Origin of the sequence: Vitreoscilla massiliensis (assembly GCF_001457815.1) — a bacterium.
GTDB classification, from domain to species: Bacteria; Pseudomonadota; Gammaproteobacteria; order Burkholderiales; family Neisseriaceae; genus Vitreoscilla; species Vitreoscilla massiliensis.
Genome location: NZ_LN898221.1, coordinates 1068296 through 1087383, shown reverse-complemented (window position 1 = coordinate 1087383; position 19088 = coordinate 1068296). Strand labels below are relative to the sequence as shown.

General features: G+C 50.0%; 12 protein-coding genes. 11 read left to right on the top strand and 1 reads right to left on the bottom strand.

Annotated features, from left to right (window positions below):
- Positions 1 to 67: 67 nt before the first annotated feature.
- The 6 genes from BN3003_RS16620 (at position 68) to BN3003_RS16605 (ending at position 10051) form a co-directional block, all read left to right on the top strand.
- Positions 68 to 370: an integration host factor subunit alpha gene (locus BN3003_RS16620; protein WP_058357732.1), complete on the top strand. Its 303-nt coding sequence runs from the start codon at positions 68 to 70 to the stop codon at positions 368 to 370.
- Positions 354 to 707 carry a hypothetical protein gene (locus tag BN3003_RS16615; RefSeq protein ID WP_058357731.1) on the top strand — a complete coding sequence of 118 codons (354 nt, stop codon included), beginning with the start codon at positions 354 to 356 and terminating at the stop codon, positions 705 to 707. The genes BN3003_RS16620 and BN3003_RS16615 overlap by 17 nt, the downstream gene beginning before the upstream one ends.
- Before the next feature lie 479 nt (positions 708 to 1186).
- A complete protein-coding gene (locus BN3003_RS16610; protein ID WP_058357730.1) occupies positions 1187 to 4054 on the top strand; it encodes an ESPR-type extended signal peptide-containing protein in 2868 nt (955 codons plus the stop codon).
- Between the two features lie 38 nt (positions 4055 to 4092).
- On the top strand, positions 4093 to 4254 hold the full coding sequence (locus BN3003_RS18940; RefSeq protein ID WP_159061478.1) for a hypothetical protein: 162 nt from the start codon (positions 4093 to 4095) through the stop codon (positions 4252 to 4254).
- A 38-nt stretch (positions 4255 to 4292) separates the two neighbouring features.
- The gene (locus BN3003_RS18935; protein ID WP_159061476.1) at positions 4293 to 4448 is read left to right on the top strand and encodes a hypothetical protein; all 156 of its coding nucleotides are present in this window, start codon (positions 4293 to 4295) and stop codon (positions 4446 to 4448) included.
- Entirely contained in the window at positions 4445 to 10051 is a 5607-nt protein-coding gene (locus BN3003_RS16605) for a YadA-like family protein (RefSeq protein WP_058357729.1), read from the top strand. Before BN3003_RS18935 ends, BN3003_RS16605 begins: the two co-directional genes overlap by 4 nt.
- A gap of 1053 nt (positions 10052 to 11104) precedes the next feature.
- Here the strand turns inward: BN3003_RS16605 and gyrA are convergent.
- The gene (gyrA, locus tag BN3003_RS16595) at positions 11105 to 13780 is read right to left on the bottom strand and encodes a DNA gyrase subunit A (RefSeq protein ID WP_058357727.1); all 2676 of its coding nucleotides are present in this window, start codon (positions 13778 to 13780) and stop codon (positions 11105 to 11107) included.
- 212 nt (positions 13781 to 13992) lie between these two features.
- Here gyrA and earP point away from each other — a divergent pair, with 212 nt between their 5' ends.
- The 5 genes from earP to BN3003_RS16570 all read left to right on the top strand — a co-directional run bounded on the left by earP (position 13993) and on the right by BN3003_RS16570 (position 19087).
- Positions 13993 to 15183, top strand: a complete 1191-nt coding sequence (gene earP / locus BN3003_RS16590; RefSeq protein ID WP_058357726.1) for an elongation factor P maturation arginine rhamnosyltransferase EarP — start codon at positions 13993 to 13995, stop codon at positions 15181 to 15183.
- 36 nt (positions 15184 to 15219) lie between these two features.
- Positions 15220 to 15780 carry an elongation factor P gene (gene efp / locus BN3003_RS16585; RefSeq protein ID WP_058357725.1) on the top strand — a complete coding sequence of 187 codons (561 nt, stop codon included), beginning with the start codon at positions 15220 to 15222 and terminating at the stop codon, positions 15778 to 15780.
- 108 nt (positions 15781 to 15888) lie between these two features.
- Positions 15889 to 17262, top strand: coding sequence for an MATE family efflux transporter (locus BN3003_RS16580; protein ID WP_058357724.1), 1374 nt, complete (start codon positions 15889 to 15891; stop codon positions 17260 to 17262).
- Positions 17259 to 18278: a UDP-N-acetylmuramate dehydrogenase gene (gene murB / locus BN3003_RS16575; RefSeq protein ID WP_058357723.1), complete on the top strand. Its 1020-nt coding sequence runs from the start codon at positions 17259 to 17261 to the stop codon at positions 18276 to 18278. The genes BN3003_RS16580 and murB overlap by 4 nt, the downstream gene beginning before the upstream one ends.
- A 152-nt stretch (positions 18279 to 18430) precedes the next feature.
- On the top strand, positions 18431 to 19087 hold the full coding sequence (locus BN3003_RS16570) for a TetR/AcrR family transcriptional regulator (RefSeq protein WP_058357722.1): 657 nt from the start codon (positions 18431 to 18433) through the stop codon (positions 19085 to 19087).
- The last annotated feature ends 1 nt before the right edge of the window (position 19088 follow it).

Sequence of the window (19088 nt, the reverse complement as noted above, 5' to 3'; positions counted from 1 at the left end):
CAAGAGATTGAATAATTAGATTTTTTTGCTGATAATAGCGCACATTAAGTATAAAGGTAGTAGGACTATGACGTTAACAAAAGCCGAATTGGCAGATATTTTGGTCGACAAAGTGGCTGGAATGAATAAGAATGATGCCAAAGACATTGTCGAGTTGTTTTTTGAAGAAATTCGTCAGGCTTTGGAAAGTGGCGAAGAAGTCAAAATTTCAGGTTTTGGTAACTTCCAATTGCGCGACAAACCACAGCGCCCCGGTCGCAATCCTAAAACCGGCGAAGAAGTACCCATCAGCGCCCGTCGTGTTGTCACTTTCCACGCAAGCCAAAAATTAAAAGGCATGGTGGAACATCATTATGACAAGCAAAGATAATCTGATTCAGATTCCGGCACAACGTTACTTCAGCACCGAAGATTTGTGCCACATCGTTGGCATCAGTCGCAAACAATTTGAAGCATGGCAACGCGACCATGGTTTATTGGGTTTTGGTGGCGAGCATTACACCCGTTTGGATGTGGTCAAAATCGCCCAGCTGAAATCCACGTTTGCACCGTATGTCGATGCGTTTACCCACAATTTTGTTGATGAAGCAGGCGAGCCTGCTTTGGATGCGATTGCAGTGCAAACGCAATTAACGGCGATGTTGGCCCAAATTGATAAAGTGCTGACCATCTCCGCCATGGCAGAAGAAAATACTGCCGCAAATTGAGTAAATGTGTCATAAAAGCTTCAAGCCAGACCTCGAAACAGGTCTGGTTTTTATTTAGACTAGTTTCCCTATGCTGTTTGCCTATAATCTTGCCTCTAAGGGTTAATGGTTATTGATTTGCAAGTTTATTTGCCTTTGTTTTCAAAGTGCAAGAAAGCGTCAAGCTAAAGTCCATAGCCATGCACATTCTCTGTATACCGCCATTTCTGTTTAAAAAATTGAAGCAATACCGTCTCAAATTGAGCAAGCACGGGTCTTTCCCGTCCTTGGTATGAAAATTGCTTTGCTAGTCTTTTGTATTTGTGTTTGAAAAAAGTTTTGATGCTTCATGTAAGTTGTGAAATCCATTATTAAAAGATGATTTTTAAGTGATTTTTTAATAATAGATTGTTTAAATTCGGTTTTTTTAAAGATATATTTCCATTTAAGCGGCCTGTAAATCCGGGCAGCGCGTTTTTTGTTTGGCAGAGGAAGACAAAATGAATAAGGCATACAAAGTCGTTTACAACGAATCTACTGGTACTTATGTGGCGGTTTCTGAAATTGAAACCAGCCAAGGCAAATCCGTACAGTCACAAGTGTCATGTGTTCCTCAAGCAGAAGCCAAACGACCTATCCGAAAAATTCATGCCTTCAGCAAACTCACGTTGACCTTGTTGGGTGTGTTTACCTCATTGGCCATGCCGTTTGCGCATGCTTCTTATGCTGCAGGGGGGGGGACATTTACATTAGGATCAGGAGGGCAAACAGGTAGTGTAGCGATAGGCGCAACGGGTAGTGGCGGTACGGGTGCGGCAGCGACTGTTGGACAATCCAGTTATTCAGTGGCGATAGGCAATAATGTCACTGTGGGTGGTGGTCCAACCGATACCAATGGTGTTGCAGTGGGTTCGAATACTCAAGCTTACGCATATGGAGTGGCCATTGGTAGTGGGGCGATATCTGATCAAGGTGGATCTGCGGCTACTACAGGTACTGTGGCCATTGGTCCTTCAGCACACGTTAATAATGCGGATGGCGGTATCGCCATAGGCGTCTTTACTAAAACAGGCTCATATTCACATTATGCAACGGTAATGGGTGCAAATGCTGCTGGTACAGCAACTTATACAACTGTACTTGGGGCATTTGCCAGTGCGAATAATACCAGTGCCACTGCAATAGGTGCTAATTCCATTGCTGCTGGTGCTTGTTCTATTGCTATCGGTAAAAAGAGCACTGCATTGGGTGAGGGTGCATTGGCATGGGGTACCAATTCGATTGCAGGTCAAGCCAATGCTATTGCCATTGGTGTGAATGCCAATGCAACAGGTGTCAATGCCATCAGTATTGGTAACGGCAATAAGGTTACAGGCCGCAATTCAGGTGCCATCGGTGACCCAACTGTGGTCACTGGCGATTATGCCTATTCGATTGGTAACAACAACAATATCGCTCAAAGCAATACTTTTGCAATGGGTAATAACATCACATCAACGCAAGCCAATAGTGTGATTTTAGGCAAAGGTTCAACTGACCGTGTCGCCACCACTGAAATGGGCGCGACCATTAATGGCGTTGCTTATTCTTTTGCAGGCCAAGGCTCGGCTGCCAATGGCGTGGTCAGCGTTGGTTCTGGTACCAATACCCGTCAAGTCATCAATGTGGCCGCAGGCAATGTGTCTAGACTCAGTACCGATGCGATTAACGGCTCGCAATTGTACGCAGCGTATGAAGCCATCGGTGCGGCCAGTAACAGCGGCCTGAATTTCACGGGTAATGCTGGTTCAACAGTGCACCGCAATTTGGGGCAAACCTTAAGCATTATTGGTGCAAATACCACGGCTGCTGTCACTGGCTTGGCTTACCAAGCCGCTACCGCCGCAACCGGTGGCGCATACAGCAGCAAAAACGTGGTAACCGTGACCGATGGCGCGGGCAATGTGCAGATACAATTTGCTGAAAAACCAGTCTTCGATACTGTGACCGCCAATACCGTCGCAGGCACGACAGTGACTGCGGGCAGCACTACCACTGGTAACGCGGTGACTTTAAACGGCAACGGTATCACCATCAGCAACCCTAGCAACACCACAGGCAATGTCGTGATTGCCGATGGCAATGTCAGCTTTGGAGGCACCACTTTAACTGGCATTGGTGCAGGTGTGACTGCGGGTGATGCGGTGAATTTGGGTCAGCTCAAAGATGCGGGCGCCAGCTTGACCGCAGCCGGCCTGAACTTTGTTGGCAACGATGGCAGCACCGTACACCGTGATTTGGGTCAAACCTTGTCCATCGTCGGTGCAAGCACTGCGGTAGCAGGTTTGACTGAAAACACCGATGCTGCGACTGCAGGTGATTACAGCAGCAAAAACGTGCAAACCGTTCATACTGCCAATGGCATTCAAGTGCAATTCTCAGAACGCCCAGAATTTGATGGCATTGTGGCGGGCAATACTTTTGGCAATGTGGTGACCATAGACAATGATGGCATCAGCATCAGCAATCCAAGCAACGGCCAAACCATTAACATAGCCGATGGCGGTGTGAATTTTGGTGGCAATACCTTGAGTGGTGTGGGTGATGGCGTAACCTCTGGTGATGCGGTGAACAAAGGTCAATTGGATACCGTAAATGCCACCGCATCACGTGGCTGGGATGTGAGCACCGAAGGTGGCGCGACCACCAATGTGGCTCCGGGTGCAACCGTAGACTTCAGCAATACCGATGGCAACATCGAGATTGCCAACAACGGCACCAGCTTGACGTTTGAATTGGCTGACAATTTGAATGTGACCAGCATCAAAGCTGGCGACACAGTTACGGGCAATTACAGCGAATTGGGTCAGGCTGGTTTGACCATCAAGCAAGGCAATACCCCAGTGATTACCATTGCCGATGGCAATGTGGACTTCGGTGGTAATACCTTGGCGGGTGTGAGCGAAGGTCTGATTGGTGCGGGTTCAAAAGAAGCGGTTAACGGCAGCCAATTGTATGCAGTGGGCAACAGCACCGCCAATGCTTTGGGTGGCAACAGCAGCTTCGACAGCAGCACCGGTACCGTTACGGCCAATTTGGATGTGAGCGGTAACTCTTACAATACCGTACAGGACGCTTTGGATGCAGTGAATACCACCGCATCACGTGGTTGGGATGTGAGCACCGAAGGTGGCACGACCACCAACGTGGCTCCAGGTGCGACCGTAGACTTCAGCAATACCGATGGCAACATCGAGATTGCTAACAGCGGCACCAGCTTGACGTTTGAATTGGCAGACAATTTGAATGTGAGCACCATCAAAGCCGGTGACACAGTTACAGGCAATTACAGCGAATTGGGTCAACCGCGGCACCAGCTTGACGTTTGAATTGGCAGACAATTTGAATGTGAGCACCATCAAAGCCGGTGACACAGTTACAGGCAATTACAGCGAATTGGGTCAACAGCGGCACCAGCTTGACGTTTGAATTGGCAGACAATTTGAATGTGAGCACCATCAAAGCCGGTGACACAGTTACAGGCAATTACAGCGAATTGGGTCAACAGCGGCACCAGCTTGACGTTTGAATTGGCAGACAATTTGAATGTGAGCACCATCAAAGCCGGTGACACAGTTACAGGCAATTACAGCGAATTGGGTCAACAGCGGCACCAGCTTGACGTTTGAATTGGCAGACAATTTGAATGTGAGCACCATCAAAGCCGGTGACACAGTTACAGGCAATTACATCGAGATTGTGCCAACAGCGGCACCAGCTTGACGTTTGAATTGGCAGACAATTTGAATGTGAGCACCATCAAAGCCGGTGACACAGTTACAGGCAATTACAGCGAATTGGGTCAAACCGGTTTGACCATCAATCAAGGCAACGCCCCAGTAATCACCATTGCCGATGGCAATGTGAACTTCGGTGGCAATACCTTGGCGGGTGTGAGCGAAGGTCTGATTGGTGCGGGTTCAACCGAAGCGGTGAATGGCAGCCAATTGTATGCAGTGGGCAACAGCACTGCCAATGCCTTGGGAGGCAACAGCAGTTTTGACAGCAGCACTGGTACTGTTACGGCCAATTTGGATGTAAGTGGTAACTCTTACAACACCGTACAGGACGCCTTAGATGCAGTGAATACCACCGCATCACGTGGTTGGGATGTGAGCACCGAAGGTGGCACGACCACCAACGTGGCTCCAGGTGCGACCGTAGACTTCAGCAATACCGATGGCAACATCGAGATTGCCAACAGCGGCACCAGCTTGACGTTTGAATTGGCAGACAACATCAGCGTTAATAGTATGACTGCAGGTGATACTGCTGCGGGTAACTACAGCGTGATTGGCAGCGGTGGTACCACCGTGACCGACGCTTTGGGCAACCAAACCACTTACGGCGCCAATGGCATCAGTATTGGTGACACCGCCGGTTCTACCTTCATCACCATCAACAATGGCGATGTGAACTTCGGTGACAATACCTTGACGGGTGTTGCAGATGGTGTGACCGCAGGTGATGCGGTGAACAAAGGTCAGTTGGACGATGCAGGTAAGAGCTTGACCAGTGCCGGCCTGAACTTTGCAGGCAATGCTGGCAGTACCGTCCACAAAGACTTGGGTCAAACCATGTCCATCGTGGGTGCATTGACCCCAGCAGCAGGTATTGCTGTTGACAATGCCGCCGCTGTGGCAGGCACTTACAGCAGCCGCAACGTACAAACCGCGACCGATGCTTTAGGCAACTTGCAAATTCAAATTGCTGAAAACCCATTCTTCAACAGCGTAACCGCAGGCGATACCGCCGCTGGTAACTTCAGCGTGTTGGGCAGTGGTGGTACTACTGTCACCGATGCGGCCGGTAACCAAACCACTTATGGAGCCAATGGCATCAGTATTGGTGACACCGCCGGTTCTACCTTCATCACCATTAACAATGGCAATGTGAACTTCGGTGGCAACGTGATTCATGGTGTGGGTGATGGTGTGACCGCAGGTGATGCGGTGAACAAAGGTCAGTTGGACGATGCAGGTAAGAGCTTGACCAGTGCCGGCCTGAACTTTGCAGGCAATGCTGGCAGTACCGTCCACAAAGACTTGGGTCAAACCATGTCCATCGTGGGTGCATTGACCCCAGCAGCAGGTATTGCTGTTGACAATGCCGCCGCTGTGGCAGGCACTTACAGCAGCCGCAACGTACAAACCGCGACCGATGCTTTAGGCAACTTGCAAATAAATTTGGTAGAAAACCCATTCTTCGATGCGGTGACCGCCAATACCGTCGCAGGTAACTTCAGCGTGTTGGGCAGTGGTGGTACTACTGTCACCGATGCGGCCGGTAACCAAACCACTTATGGAGCCAATGGCATCAGTATTGGTGACACCGCCGGTTCTACCTTCATCACCATTAACAATGGCAATGTGAACTTCGGTGGCAACGTGATTCATGGTGTGGGTGATGGTGTGACCGCAGGTGATGCGGTGAACAAAGGTCAGTTGGACGATGCAGGTAAGAGCTTGACCAGTGCCGGCCTGAACTTTGCAGGCAATGCTGGCAGTACCGTCCACAAAGACTTGGGTCAAACCATGTCCATCGTGGGTGCATTGACCCCAGCAGCAGGTATTGCTGTTGACAATGCCGCCGCTGTGGCAGGCACTTACAGCAGCCGCAACGTACAAACCGCGACCGATGCTTTAGGCAACTTGCAAATTCAAATTGCTGAAAACCCATTCTTCAACAGCGTAACCGCAGGCGATACCGCTTCTGGTAACTTCAGCGTGTTGGGCAGCGGTGGTACTACTGTGACCGATGCGGCCGGTAACAAAGCCGTCTACGGAGCCAATACCGCCACCTTGACCGACACCGCCGGTAATACCAACACCACGACTGCCGCTGGCAATACCTTGGTAGACGCTGCCGGTAATACTTACAACACCACAGCCGCAGGCAGTGTCTTGACCGACGCCGCCGGCAATACCACCAGCTTGACCGCTGCCGGTACGCATGTGGAAGATGCCTTGGGCAATAACGCCACTTACGGCGCCAACGCCATCAGCTTGACCGATGCCGCTGGCAATGTTTATGACACCACAGCCGTAGGCAGCATCTTGACCAACAGCAACGGTGACATCACCAACTTGAGCGCAGCCGGCACCACCGTGACCGACGCCTTGGGCAATCAAACCACTTACGGTGCCAACGGCATTAGCATCGGTGACACCGCCGGTTCTACCTTCATTACCATCAACAATGGCAATGTGAACTTCGGTGGCAACGTGATTAATGGTGTGGGTGATGGTGTGACCGCAGGTGACGCCGTGAACAAAGGCCAGTTGGATGGCTTGGGCAAAGCCGGCCTGAACTTCGCCGGCAATGCAGGCAACACCGTCCACAAAGACTTGGGTGCAACCATGTCCATCGTCGGTAAAGCCACCGCCAACGGAGCTTACGACGGTCAGAATGTTAAAACTGTGACCGATGCGGCTGGCAACTTGCAAATTCAAATTGCCGAGAACCCATTCTTCAACAGCGTGTTGGCAGGTGAAACCGGTACCCAAAATCTCAGCATCATGGGCAGCGGTGGTACTACTGTCACCGATGCGGCCGGTAACAAAGCCGTCTACGGTGCCAATGCCGCCACCTTGACCGACACCGCCGGCAATACCAACACCACGACTGCCGCTGGCAATACCTTGGTAGACGCTGCCGGTAATACTTACAACACCACAGCCGCAGGCAGTGTCTTGACCGACGCCGCCGGCAATACCACCAGCTTGACCGCTGCCGGTACGCATGTGGAAGATGCCTTGGGCAATAACGCCACTTACGGCGCCAACGCCATCAGCTTGACCGATGCCGCTGGCAATACTTACAACACCACGGCAGGTGGTAGCACCATTACCAACAATAATGGTGACGTGACCGAGGTAACGGCTGCGGGTACGCAAGTGACCAATAAAGCGGGCGACAGCGCGACTTATGGTGCCGAAGGCATCACCATTGTCAACAAAGGTGGCAACACCATCGTCATCAATGATGGCAATGTGAACTTCGGTGGCAATACCTTGAGTGGGGTCAATGCCGGTACGACTGGCGGTGATGCGGTGAACTTGGATCAAGTCACCAATATGGTGAACAATGCGGGCAACAGCGCGACCTTGGCTGGTTTGAACTTCGCCGGCAACGCAGGCAGTACCGTCCACAAAGACTTGGGTCAAACCTTGTCCATCGTTGGTGATGCGACCACTGCAGGCACTTACAGTGGTCAAAACGTGAAAACCATCACCGATGCGGCCGGTAATTTGAAAATCCAAATTGCTGAGCGTCCAGTATTTGATACAGTGACTGCCAATGCAGTCAGCGTGGGCAATACCAGCAGCGGCAATTTGATCAGCATCAGCGACAAAGGCATTAGCATTGCCAACAACGGTGGTGACACCATTACCATCAGCAATACCGGTGGCAATGTGCTCGACTTTGGCGGTGTGACTTTGAGTGGGGTGAACGCCGGCAGCATCAGCGCGACTTCTACCGATGCGGTCAATGGCAGCCAATTGTTTGGCATGGGCAACAGCGTGGCGAACAGCTTGGGTGGATCTAGCTATTACGATGCAGGCAGCAACAAAGTGGTGACTGGCTTGAATGTGGGTGGCAACACTTACACCAATGTCCAAAGCGCTTTGGATGCTGTGAATCAAACCGCATCGTCAGGCTGGAATGTGTCTGCCAATGGTGGCTCGGCTTCCAATGTGGCTCCGGGAGCGACGGTTGACTTTGGCAACACCGATGGCAATGTTCAAATCAGCAACAAAGGTGGCAACATCACCGTTGATTTGGCCGACAACCTGAAAGTGGACAGCATCGAAGTGGGCGGCAACAAACTGGATAAAAACGGTTTGACCGTTGGCGATACCACCATCAGCAGCGATGGCATGGTGATAGCCGGTGGCCCAAGCGTGACCAAAGACGGTATTGATGCCGGCGGCAAAGTCATCACCAATGTGGCAGACGGTGTGGCCGACAGCGATGCGGTGAACGTGGGTCAATTGAACAAAGCGATCAACGATTCCACCACGGTCATCAACAAAAACATCAATGACATCAAAGATGATATTGGCAACATGGATGATTTGTTCGATACCTTCGATGTGTCGGGTCAAACCACCACCGATCGTAAGAACTTGGTAGACACGATTAACGCGATTAACACCACTGGTGTGAAATACGCGCACACCAACGACGGTGGCGACCCAACTAAGATTGGTACCACCAATGATTCCAGCGCCGGCGGTAAGAACTCAAGCGCGTTTGGTGTCGGTGCCATCGTTGAAGCGGGTGCGGACAGTTCGGTTGCCATGGGTCACAACACGTTTGTGTCTTCTAAAGCAACCAATGCAGTGGCCATCGGTTCAGGCTCACAGGCTTTGGGTGAAAGCGCCATCGCCATGGGTCATGGTTCGGTAGCCAGCGGCAAACAGTCCATCAGCATTGGTACTGGCAACAAAGTGTCGGGCAATAGCTCAGGTGCTTTGGGTGACCCGAATACAGTGTCTGGCAATGGTTCGTATGCCATCGGTAATAACAACACCATCACACAAGACAACTCGTTTGTGTTGGGCAATGAGGTGACCATAGACAGCAGCGCCAGCGACATGTCTAAGTCTAATGGTGCCACCTTCATGGGCTCTGTGGCTCTGGGCAATGGTTCAACCGTATCCAAACCAGTGGGTACGGCCAGCACCACCATCCAAGGAACGGAGTACAAGTTTGCCGGTAGCAAACCAGTGGGCACGGTGAGCGTGGGTTCAGCAGGTGAAGAGCGCACGGTAACCAATGTGGCCGCAGGTCAAATCAGTGCCGACAGTACCGATGCCATCAATGGTAGCCAGTTGTATGCAACCAACAAAGCCATTGAGAACATCAAAACCGGTGGTGCAGGCGTGGTGCAATACTCTGATGCCGACAGCCCAACCAAGTCTAATGGTGGTAAGGTCACCAATAACGCCACCTTGGTCGGTGCCGATGTCAATGCGCCAGTGACCTTGTCCAACGTGGCCGATGGTAAAGCACCTACCGATGCGGTGAATGTGCGTCAATTGCAGCAAATGGGCGCCAGCATCAACAATCGCATCGACTCGGTGGAAGACAATGCAGATGCCGGTACGGCCACCGCGATGGCTGTGGCAGGTTTGCCGCAAGCTTACTTGCCAGGTAAGAGCATGGTGTCTATGTCTGGCGGCGTGTACCGCGGTCAAACCGGTTACGCAGTGGGCTACTCAACCATCTCTGAGGGAGGTAATTGGGTGATTAAAGCCGCCGCCAGCGGTAATGCCCAAGGCTACTTCGGCGGTACTGCTGGTGTCGGTTACCAATGGTAAGCATTTAAATCTGCAACAACACCAAGCCATCCGTGCAAACGGGTGGCTTTTTTGTTGGGCAGAAGTTTACAGGCCGTATTGAATATTCCTAAGCGGCCTGTAAGCATCTTGATGAACTGGATATGAGAGCTGCTTGGGCTGCACACGGAAACAAGCAATATGCAGCACAGGGTGCATGGTTTGCAGAGGGTATTTCCTTGCCCCAAACGATCGCTGCTTATCGCGTTGCTATGCTGGTGAACAGGGCAAATAATGGTGGATAGGGCAAGCACGGCAGTGGGTTTGGGTTTGTGTGCAATTAGTGTGTAACAAGCTGCATAAATCACCATCATGGTCGTCAAAATGAGAGTGTTTTAAAGCTTACAGGCCGCTTATTGTGCTGGATATTGCCATTTATAAGCGGCCTGTAAACACGGTGAGGCAAGGGGATGGCATTTTTCTTGTGAATGTGGATGGCGTAAGTGGCTTGTGTTTGCTTCGCAGCCATGGCAATCGAGGAGGGCACAAGTCAGCTAGTGTGTGTATGCAGAAAAGAGGGTACAGGGTTTGGATTGCAGCAACACTGCCTATCCCATTAGAGCGACATCATGTTCATCCAGTAGTGTATGTGCACAAAGACAGTTTTAAAATGGATTTACAGGCCGCTATGTTCATGCATACACGCTGTTATGTGCCGAGGCCGAAAGTTATTATCTTGCACAGGCCTGTGCTGGTGAACAAATCAAGACACGTGCTTTGCTGCGAATACAAACCGATGCGTGATAGCAAAACCATACCGAAACACACCGCATTGCTTGTAAACATGAGCCGTTACCTTGATATCAAACATTCAATAAGCGCAAATAATGTTGTGAAGATGGCTTACAGGCCGCTTTGATTGTCAATAAGCGGCCTGTAAAACCCTATTTAAGAAGGTATAGAGTCGCAAGTAGTCAGGTATGATTTGTCAATGCGATGAACAACAATAGCCTATGTTCACAACGCCTAAACCCGTATCCAACAAAAAAGCCCACCGAAGTGGGCTTTGCTGATTGAGTCTTACTGATACAGCGCTTATTCGGCCGCAGTGTCGTCGTCGCTGTTGTCTGGTGCGGCGTTATCAGTATCAACAGAAGTGTCGACGCTGCTGTCGGTGCTGTCTTCCATGCCTTCTTCGGCTTCGCATTCGTCTTCTTCGCTCTCGGCCACGCGGGTGAGGCTGACCAGGTTTTCGCCTTCGTCCAAGTTAATCAAGCGCACGCCTTGAGCGGCACGGCCGGTTTCACGCACTTGGTTGACTTTGGTGCGAATGAGCACGCCGCCCGAGGTAATCAACATCAAGTCATCGCTGTCGGCTACCAAGGATGCGGCTATCAATTCGCCATTGCGCTCGCCGGTGTCGATGGCAATCACGCCTTGGGTGGCGCGGCCAGACAAACGGTAGTCTTCAACTGGGGTGCGTTTGCCATAGCCATTGGCGGTGGCGGTCAACACCATGCACGCGCCATCTTCACAAGGGTTGGATACCAATAAGCTGATGACTTTGGCATCATCGAGCAATTTCATGCCGCGCACACCGGCTGCGGTACGGCCCATGGCACGCACGTCGTTTTCATCGAAGCGTATGGCTTTGCCATTGCTGGAGAACAACATCACATGGTCGTTGCCGGTGGTTTTGGCCACGCCGACCAAGCTGTCGTTGTCGTCCAAATTGATGGCGATGATGCCGGCGGTACGCGGACGTGAGAAGTCGGTCAAAGCGGTTTTCTTCACTGTGCCATTGGCGGTGGCCATGAACACGTATTCGGTGTCGATGAACTCGCGCACCGGCAAGATGGCGCTGATTTTTTCGCCTTCTTGCAATTCCAACACATTGTTCACTGGACGACCGCGGCTTTGACGGCCGCCTTGCGGCAATTTGTACACTTTAATCCAATGACAACGGCCAAAGCTGGTGAAGCAAAGTAAGTAATCGTGGGTATTGGCCGAGAACAAGGTTTCGATGAAATCTTCTTCTTTGGTGGCTGCGGCTTGTTTGCCACGGCCGCCACGGCGCTGTGCTTGGTAATCGGTGACAGGTTGCGCTTTGATGTAGCCTGCGTGTGACAAGGTGACGATCATGTCTTGCGGTGGAATCAAGTCTTCATCGGCAATGTCGCCGCCGAATGGGTTGATTTCTGAGCGGCGTTCGTCGCCGTATTGCTCTTTAATCGCCACCAATTCATCATCAATGATTTGGTTGATGCGTTCTGGTTTGGACAAAATGTCGAGCAAGTCCAAAATCGTTGCCATGATGTCTTTGTATTCGGCAATGATTTTGTCTTGTTCCAAGCCGGTCAAGCGTTGCAAACGCATTTCCAAAATCGCTTGCGCTTGCGCTTCGCTGAAGTGGTAAGCGCCATCGTGCAAACCGCAAGCCGCGTCGACGTTTTCAGGCCGCACCAGGCTCAAATCGCCTTCAACACGGCTGAGCATGTCGTTGACCAAATCCGATTGCCAAGCACGCGCCAACAAGGCTTGTTTGGCTTCGGGTGGGGTGGCGCTGGCTTTGATTAAGGCGATGATTTCATCGACGTTGGACAAAGCAACCGCCAAACCTTCCAAGATGTGGCCGCGTTCACGCGCTTTTTTCAATTCAAACATGGTGCGACGGGTCACCACTTCGCGGCGGTGACGCAGGAATTCGCTTAAGATTTGTTTGACGTTGAGCAAGCGCGGTTGACCGTCGACCAAGGCCACCATATTGATGCCGAAGCTGTCTTGCAATTGGGTCAGTTTGTACAACTGATTGAGCACGACTTCGGCGTTTTCATTGCGTTTGAGCTCGATGACCACACGCATGCCGGATTTGTCCGATTCATCGCGCAAGTCAGACACGCCTTCCAAGATTTTTTCACGCACCAATTCGCCGATTTTTTCGACCAATTTGGCTTTGTTCACTTGGTAGGGAATCTCATCAATGATGATGGCTTCGCGGTCTGGGTGTTTCGGCAAAGGCTCGATGTGGGTTTTACCGCGCATCACCACGCGACCACGACCAGTGCGGTAGCCTTCGCGCACGCCACTCAAACCATAAATGGTGGCACCGGTAGGGAAGTCGGGCGCAGGAATCAAGTCGATGATTTCATCAATGCTCAGTTCAGGGTTGTGCAGCAATTCCACGCAGGCATTGATGACTTCACGCAAATTGTGTGGCGGAATGTTGGTGGCCATGCCCACGGCAATGCCTGAGCTGCCATTGACCAACAAAGCCGGCACACGGGCAGGCAAAATTAAGGGTTCAGATTCAGAACCATCGTAGTTGGGGCCGAAGTTAACGGTTTCTTTGTCGATGTCGGCCAACAATTCATGCGCAATCTTGGCCATGCGGATTTCGGTATAACGCATGGCGGCGGCGCTGTCGCCGTCGACCGAGCCGAAGTTACCTTGGCCGTCTACCAACATATAGCGCATGGAGAAATCTTGCGCCATGCGCACGATGGTGTCGTATACCGCGGTATCGCCATGCGGATGGTATTTACCAATCACGTCGCCGACGATACGGGCAGATTTTTTGTAAGCTCGATTCCAATCGTTATTGAGCTCATGCATGGCGTACAAAACGCGTCTGTGCACAGGTTTCAGACCATCGCGCACATCGGGCAGGGCCCGACCCACAATCACACTCATCGCATAGTCGAGGTAAGAGCGTTTCATCTCTTCTTCGAGGCTGATGGCGATGGTTTCTTTGGCAAATAAGGAATCGGTCATAACTCTGAATGTATGGTCTATAGAGACAAAAATTATAGCACAGATGGGGCTCTACAGGCCGCTTATCTCTGGACGGCAGCAGGCAACGACACTGATACAAATCAAGCCTAGGGCTTTATCACGAGCAAAACACCATATATAGCGTAAGCGGCCTGTAAACCCACTACATACCTGATTGGTGAGGGTGAGGTGAATTCAGGCATAATAAAGACATGGATACAAAAAAACACACAGTGTGGCTGTTTTGCCGCGTGATAGACAATTTCGGTGACATCGGCGTGTCGTGGCGTTTGGCCAAGCAATTGGTGCAAGAGCAGCAGTGCCAAGTGGTGTTGTGGGTGGACGATGTGACGGCGCTGCAAGCCTTGTTGCCACAAGTGGATACCACCGCTTTACACGCACGCTATGAGGGCATAGCGGTGTTGCGTTGGCAAGATGAGGCGATTGCGCCCTTGTTAGAGAAAGTCCCCAACGCTGATGTGGTGATAGAGACGTTTGCTTGTGAAGTGCCGGATGCGGTGAAGCAATGGATGGTGGGCAAACCGGTATTGTGGCTGAATTTGGAGTATTTGACCGCCGAAGCGTGGGTAGAAGACGTGCATTTATTGCCGTCGCTGCAAGGCAATGGTGTGAAAAAATACTTTTTCTGTCCGGGCTTCAGTGGCAAAACCGGCGGCGTGTCATATGAGCAAGACTTGTTGAAGCAAAGCTTGCCTGTGAATGCGGCTCAGCAACAGTATTTGCGCCAAAAACACCATTTACCTGAATTTATCAACAGCTTGCATGTGTATGTGTTTGGCTATGTCGATGCGATGTGGCCAAAATGGCTGCGCATGTGGCAGCACGGCGAGCAACGCACGGTAGTGTGGTTGGCGCAAGGCGGTTTGCTGCAGGATTTGCAAACCCATTTCCCCGAATTATTGGCTTTGCAGCAAGTGGGCGATGTGGTGCGCATGAAGTCTGTCAGCGTGTGTTTGGTGCCGTTTGTGCCGCAAGACGCGTTTGATGAGGTGTTACAGGCCGCTGATGTGTGTGTGGTGCGCGGTGAAGACAGTGTGCTAAGGGCTTTGTGGCAAGGGCGGCTGTTTTGGTGGCAGATTTACCGCCAAGATGACAATGCCCACCATGTGAAGCTGCATGCGTTTTGGCAGTGTTGTTGGCAGCAGTTACAAAGTTTACAGGCCGCATTGAATGAGGATGTGTGGCAGGCGTTTCAAGCCTTGTCGGATGAACTCAATGGCGTGCTGGAGCTGGACGATGGCAAGCGTGCACAGGTTTGGCACACCGTGTTGAATCAGCAAGCTGAGTTGGCTGAGGCTTTGCAGTTGTGGCGAAAGCAATTGTGGCAACAACAGAGTTTAGCAACACAGCTAGCCAATTTCATGCGGCTTCAGTTAAAATAGCGTGTTTTAAATCTTTTTCAAGCGGAAACAAATATTATGAAAACAGCACAAGAATTACGTGCCGGTAACGTGTTTATGGTCGGTAACGACCCTATGGTAGTGCAAAAATCTGAATACAATAAATCAGGTCGCAATGCAGCCGTGGTTAAAATGAAATTGAAAAACCTGTTGACTGGCGCGGCTACCGAGTCTGTTTACAAAGCCGACGAAAAATTCGACGTGGTGGTTTTGGATCGCAAGCAATGCAATTACAGCTATTTTGCCGACCCTATGTATGTGTTCATGGACCAAGAATTTGAACAATACGAAATCGAAGCCGAAAACATGGGCGATGCCTTGAACTACATCGTTGATGGCATGGAAGACATTTGCGAAGTGACTTTCTACAATGGCAAAGCGATTTCTGTAGAGTTGCCTACCATCGTGGTGCGTGAAGTAGAATACACTGAGCCAGCTGTGAAAGGCGATACCTCAGGTAAAGTGATGAAACCAGCGCGTTTGGTTGGCGGTGCTGAAATTGCCGTGCCAGCTTTTGTTGAAAACGGTGACAAAATCGAAATCGATACCCGTACCAACGAATTCCGTAAACGCGCTTAATCATCGATTGACCCGTTTACACCCAGTAAGCGACGCTGTGAGTGTGCAAACACCCAGCGTCGTTTTTATTGTATGGCGGCATGATGCGGCCTGAAAGCAGAAAAAGAGATGTTATTTGATTTAAACCGCTTTGGAGCGGGCACGTACAAACAAGAAGCCGCCAAGATCGTGCATTTGGCTTGGCCGATGTTCATTGCCCAAATTGCCCAAGTGGGTGTGGGGGTAGTGGATACCGTGATGGCGGGCCGCTATGGTGCCGAAGATTTGGCCGCAGTGGCCTTGGGCATCAGTTTGTTTATGACGCTGTACATCAGCTTGATGGGGGTCATCACGGCCTTAAATCCCATCTTGTCGCAATTGTACGGCGCACAAAAGATTTCTGACCTCAGCCAAGTGGGCAGCCAAGGCGTGTGGCTGGCTTTTGTGCTGGGTTTGGTGGGCATGCTCATCATGTGGGCCTTGATTGCGCCCTTGAATCACTATTTTGAATTGGGCGAGTATGTGAAACATGTGTTTGCCTATTACATGTTTTGGATTGCCATGGCCTTGCCGTTTGCCTTGGTATACCGCAGCCTCCATGCCTATGCCAGCAGTTTGAACAAGCCCAAACCGATGATGTGGATCAGCTTGTTTGGCTTGTGCATGAGCATTCCAATTAACTATGCGTTGATATACGGAATGTGGGGCTTGCCTGGCTTGGGCGGCATAGGTTGCGCCATTGGTACGGTGTGTGTGTTTGCCATCAATACCGTGTGTTTGTGGTTGTACATTCGCTATGATGCGTATTTCCGTCAATTTGGCCGTTTGAATTTGGCCAGTGGTTTGGATTTCCCTGTGCTCAAACGCATCGTGGTCTTGGGCATCCCCATCGGCTTGTCATTTTTAATCGAAGTGAGCCTGTTCACCTTCATTTCAATTTTGATTGCCAATTTGGGGGTAGAGTACGTCGCCAGCCAACAAGTGGTCATTAACATCAGCAGTTTGGTGTACATGGTGCCCCAATCTCTGGGCGCGGCCTTGAGCGTGTGCGTGGGCTATGCCGTAGGCAGTGGCCAAATGCAAAGAGCACGTTACATCGCAGGCGTGGGCTTGACCATCGGTTTGGCTGCTTCTTGCGTGACCGTGTTGGTCATCTTAATTTTCCGCACTTCCATCGTCTCCATGTACACTACTGACGCTGCCGTCATTGCCATAGGTGCGACTTTATTGGTGTTCAATGCGGTGTTTCAATTACCAGATGCGATGCAAACCATTGCCACCGGCGCGCTGCGCGGTTATAAAGTGACCCGCTTGCCTATGGTGGTGCACGCAATCGCGTTTTGGGTGTTTGGTTTGTGCTTGGGTTATGTGTTGTGCTTCCATTTTAATATGGGCATCTATGGCTTTTGGAGCGCGCTCATCTTTTCATTAACATTGGCAGCCATCGCATTTATTGTCTTATTATCACGCGTCAGCCAACGCTTCGTGAGCAAACAAGTATGAAAATAGAATCGGATTACGCTTTAGACGCTTTAAATACTTTTGGCCTGAAAAGCACGGCGCAGCATTATTGCCGCATCGAAACTGCAGCTGAACTCGAAGAATTAGTGCAAAGTGCATTATTTTTGCAACAGTCTGTTGCTTGGTTGGGTGGTGGCTCTAATATTATTCTAGAGCCTAAATTAAATTCTTTTGTAATACAATTGTGTAACAAAGGAATAGAGCTGATTGCAGAGAATAATGACACTGTACTAGTAAAAGCTCAAGCAGGTGAGGTGTGGCACGAGTTTGTTTTGAAGACTTTGTCTTTAGGATACAATGGCTTAGAGAATTTGAGTCTGATTCCGGGACAGGTGGGTGCAGCTCCTGTTCAAAATATTGGTGCTTACGGAGTTGAAGTAAAAGATCGAATTCATTCTGTAATTTGTTTTGACTCTTACTCTAAAAAATGGCAAACTTTTTCTAAAGTAGAGTGTCAGTTCGCTTATCGTGACAGTTTTTTTAAGCACGCAGAAAATGGACGTTATGTCATTTGGGCGGTAATATTCGAGCTGAGTAAACGGTTTATTCCAAATATTAAATATGGGGATTTGGAAGAAGTGTCCAATCGCATGGCAAGTGGACAAACCCTGACGGCCCAAGTGGTCAGCGATGCGGTTTGTCACATACGCCAGCAAAAATTGCCCGATCCACACATTACGGGCAATGTTGGTAGCTTTTTTCACAATCCCATCGTCGCTGCAGACGTGGCTGCGGATTTAAAGCAGCGTTTTCCTAACATGCCTCAATACGCACAAGAGGACGGTAGGGTAAAAATTGCAGCAGGATGGCTCATTGATCAAGCAGGATTGAAGGGGCATCAAATAGGCAAGGCAGGCGTGCATTTAAAACAAGCATTGGTTTTGGTGAATTTAGGCGGTGCCACACACACCGACGTTTTGGAATTGTCACAATACATCCAAAATACTATTTTCGAGATGTTTGGGATTGAATTGCACCCAGAACCCAATTTTTGGTAACAAAGCTGTTGCTTTGAGTGGATGGCGTTGGGACCAAAGAGCAAGCTCAGAATTGAGTTTGGTCAAACTTGCTCATGTGCATATGTCATATGATGCGAGTTTCGTTTTAGCAGTTGTTTTTACTACACACACACACTAAAAAGGTTTTACACATGGCTAAGCAAGGAAAACGCAACACTTACGATCGTATTGTGGATGCAAGTTTGGAGCTCTTTAATACTGAGGGCGAACGCAAAATCAGCACCAATCACATTGCTGCTCATTTAAGCATCAGCCCAGGTAATCTGTATTACCATTTCCGTAATAAAGATGAAATCATCTTGCAATTGTTCAAACGCTATCGCTCAGAATTGTCTGAGATTTTGAATCGCAGCGAAACCCCAAAAGACATGAACGGTATGATTGATTACTTCTTAGAAGTATTCGATGTGATGTGGCGTTACCGTTTCTTGTTTGCTGATGTAAACACTTTGTTGATGCGTAACAGCGAGTTATCTGGTGAATACCAAAACTTCACTTGGAAACAAGTATCACCTATGGTACATACTCATTTGCAACGCTTGATTGATGGCGGTGCATTGAAAGGTGAAGTTCTGGACATCGATGCCTTGGCCTTGAACATCTGGTTGATTTGCCGCTACTGGTTTGTATTTGATGGTTCGTTGAACAACCATCAATTGGATGAAAAATCCAAAGTACGTGGCTTGTTGCAAGTGTTCAATTTGTTGCGTCCTTATGTGCGCGATGAATTCATGGCCCAATACAACGATGGTTTAACTGTGTTACAACATCGCTTGGAAGCTAACTAAT

Coding starts and splice junctions, on each gene's coding strand:
- BN3003_RS16620 (WP_058357732.1), top strand. CDS start 68: ATGACGTTAACAAAAGCCGAATTGGCAGATATTTTGGTCGACAAAGTG.
- BN3003_RS16615 (WP_058357731.1), top strand. CDS start 354: ATGACAAGCAAAGATAATCTGATTCAGATTCCGGCACAACGTTACTTC.
- BN3003_RS16610 (WP_058357730.1), top strand. CDS start 1,187: ATGAATAAGGCATACAAAGTCGTTTACAACGAATCTACTGGTACTTAT.
- gyrA (WP_058357727.1), bottom strand. CDS start 13,780: ATGACCGATTCCTTATTTGCCAAAGAAACCATCGCCATCAGCCTCGAA.
- earP (WP_058357726.1), top strand. CDS start 13,993: ATGGATACAAAAAAACACACAGTGTGGCTGTTTTGCCGCGTGATAGAC.
- efp (WP_058357725.1), top strand. CDS start 15,220: ATGAAAACAGCACAAGAATTACGTGCCGGTAACGTGTTTATGGTCGGT.
- BN3003_RS16580 (WP_058357724.1), top strand. CDS start 15,889: ATGTTATTTGATTTAAACCGCTTTGGAGCGGGCACGTACAAACAAGAA.
- murB (WP_058357723.1), top strand. CDS start 17,259: ATGAAAATAGAATCGGATTACGCTTTAGACGCTTTAAATACTTTTGGC.
- BN3003_RS16570 (WP_058357722.1), top strand. CDS start 18,431: ATGGCTAAGCAAGGAAAACGCAACACTTACGATCGTATTGTGGATGCA.